The organism is Kitasatospora sp. NPDC091257, assembly GCF_044757675.1.
GTDB classification, from domain to species: domain Bacteria; phylum Actinomycetota; class Actinomycetes; order Streptomycetales; family Streptomycetaceae; genus Kitasatospora; species Kitasatospora lactacystinica.
On record NZ_JBIVVI010001253.1, the window covers coordinates 1 to 2,542 of the forward strand.

2 protein-coding genes and 1 pseudogene are annotated in these 2,542 nt (G+C 75.4%); all 3 read left to right on the forward strand.

Going from position 1 to position 2,542, the window contains the following annotated elements; all coding sequences use genetic code 11:
• Positions 1-681: pseudogene (locus ACIQOV_RS36945) on the forward strand (hypothetical protein); the annotation flags it as partial.
• A gap of 38 nt (positions 682-719) precedes the next feature.
• Positions 720-1,088, forward strand: a complete 369-nt coding sequence (locus ACIQOV_RS36950) for a hypothetical protein (protein ID WP_401055173.1) — start codon at positions 720-722, stop codon at positions 1,086-1,088.
• Positions 1,089-1,334: 246 nt separating this feature from the next.
• Positions 1,335-2,498, forward strand: coding sequence for an ROK family protein (locus ACIQOV_RS36955; protein WP_401055174.1), 1,164 nt, complete (start codon positions 1,335-1,337; stop codon positions 2,496-2,498).
• Positions 2,499-2,542 lie beyond the last annotated feature (44 nt).

The following is a 2,542-nucleotide window of genomic DNA, read 5'->3' on the forward strand; positions in this document are numbered from 1 at the left end:
CAGGAGGCCCCCCGGCCGGCCGCCACCCCGGTCCGCCGGGCCGCCGCCCTCGGCTACCTCGGCGCCGCCCTCGGCGCGCTGGTGCGCGGCACCGCCGAAGCCCACCAGGGGCCCGGGCCGCTGCGCGTGCTCGAACTCGACCCCGAGGGCGGCGAACCCGCCGTCGCCCGCGCCCTCGCCGCCGCCACTCGGCCCCGGCACGCCGTCGAGCACCACGCCGTTCCCGACGGCGGGCGCTACGACGTCGTCGTCGCCACGGTGACAGCGGCTCCGGCTTTTGCTCCGGCTTTTGCTCCGGCTCCGACGGTTGCTTCGGCTCCGGCTCCGGCTCCGGCTCCGACGGTTGCTCCGGCTTCGGCTCCGGCTCCGGCTCCGACGGTTGCTCCGGCTTCGGCTTCGGCTCCGACCGTGGCCGCCACCGTGGCCGGAGAACCGGAGCAGGAGGTGACGGCCCTGGTCCGGCTGCTCTCCCCCGGCGGCCGGCTGCTGCTGCTCGCGCCCACCGCCGAACAGCTCGACCTGCTGATCACCGGCGACGCCCACGGCCCCACCGGCCGCCCGGCGGAGCACTGGCGGGCCGCACTGACCGCCGCGGGCTGCCCGACCGTGCTGACCCTGCCGGAGGACGAGCACCCGATGGCACTGCTGGGGCAGCGGCTGTTCGCGGCCCGGGTGGACTGACGGACGCCCGGGGGTGCGGCTGGCTACTCTCAAGGGTCATGACCACTTCCGCGCCTCCGGCCCGACCCGCCCGCGGGTCCATCGGCTCCCTCCGCTCGATCGGCTCCATCGTGTCCGTCCGGTCGATCGGCTCGATCGGGTCGGTGCTGTCGACCGGCTCGATCGGATCCGTCCTCTCCCTCGGCTCGATCGGCTCGGTGTTGTCCATCGGCTCGATCGGGTCGGTGCTGTCCATCGGCTCGATCGGATCCGTCCTCTCCCTCGGCTCGATCGGCTCGGCCTGCTCCACCCTCAGTGTCCTGTCGGCCGGCTCCCGGCGCGGCCTCGGCTCGCTGCTGTCGGAGCGTTCCCTCCCGTCGGTGCTGTCCCGGCGGCTCGCCCACCCGCCCACCGTGGCCGAGCGGTGAAGTCCGGATCACGCACCGCCACCCGATCCGTACCATTTCGATACCGAAGCCTGGATGAGCTGCGAGGATCCTCGCCGCCCGGCTCCGTCCCCGGGTAGGCTCCGCATGTCCTCCGGCCCTCGCGCAGGCGGCCCCCTGCCGCCGTGCCGCGTTCTCCGGGGGTGCACCCCCGCGGGCCACTCGGTGGGCACCGCGCACTCGACACCGCGCGCCAGGGCAGTCGCGCGAACGGCGAAGGGCATCGCATTGGCGGATCGGCTCACCGGAGGAGACTCCTCGCTGCTGCGGCGGATCAACGCGGCGGTCACGCTCCGGGCGCTGCGCAACGGCCACTCCGTGACCCTCACTCAGCTCGTCGGCGAGACCGGGCTCTCCCGCCCGACCGTCGAGGGCGTGATCGAGGGTCTGGTCGAGACCCGGCTGGTCGCCGAGGTGGAGCAGCCGCGGGAGGAGGGCCAGCCGGGCCCCGGCCGCCGCGGCCGCCCGGCCCGCTGGTTCCGTTTCCGCGCCGAGGCCGGGCACATCCTCGGCATCGAGATCGGCGTGCACGACATCCGGGTCATCCTGGCCGACCTCACCGGCGAGGTGGTGGGCAGTCACTTCAAGCCGGTCGACGAGACCCTCGACGCCGAGGACCGGCTCGCCGCCGTCCGCACCGCCGTCGCCGAGGTGCTGCGCAAGGCCGGCATCTCCCGGGACAACCTGTGGTCGGTCGGCATCGGCACCCCCGGCATCGTGGACCGCGAGGGCACCGTCCAGCTGGGCACCGCGATGCCCGGCTGGACCGGGCTCGACCTCGGGGCCCGGCTGCGGCGCTCCTTCCGCTGCCCGGTCCTGATCGAGAACGACGCCAACCTGGCCGCCATCGCCGAGCACTGGCAGGGGGCGGCGGTCGGCGCCGACGACGTCGTCTTCGTGATGGCCGGCCTCAGCCCCGGCGCCGGCTCCCTCATCGGCGGCAGGCTGCACCGCGGGTTCGGCGGCGCGGCCGGCGAGATCGGCGCCCTGCACCTGCTCGGCCAGGAGGTCACCCCCGAGCGGCTGCTGTCCACCACCGGAAAACCCCTCAACCCGCTGGACGAGGCCGCCGTGGCCCGCGTGCTGCGGCTGGCCCGGGAGGGCGACGAGGTCGCCAAGGTCGCCATGGACCGCTTCCTCACCCGCCTCGTCCAGGGCGTCGCCGCGCTGGTCCTCGCCATCGACCCGCAGCTGGTGGTGATCGGCGGCTGGGCGGCCGGCCTCGACGGGGTCCTGGACCCGCTGCGCGAACGCCTGTCCCAGTTCACCCTGCGCGCCCCGGAGGTCGCCCTGGCGGCCCTCGGTTCGGAGGTGGTGGCGATGGGCGCCCTGCGCGTCGCCCTGGACCACGTCGAGGAGCAGCTCTTCGCGGTGGACCCGCCCCGGGCCTGACGTCGGGCGCGGTGCGGGGCCGGCCCGGGGGCTGGCGGGCCATG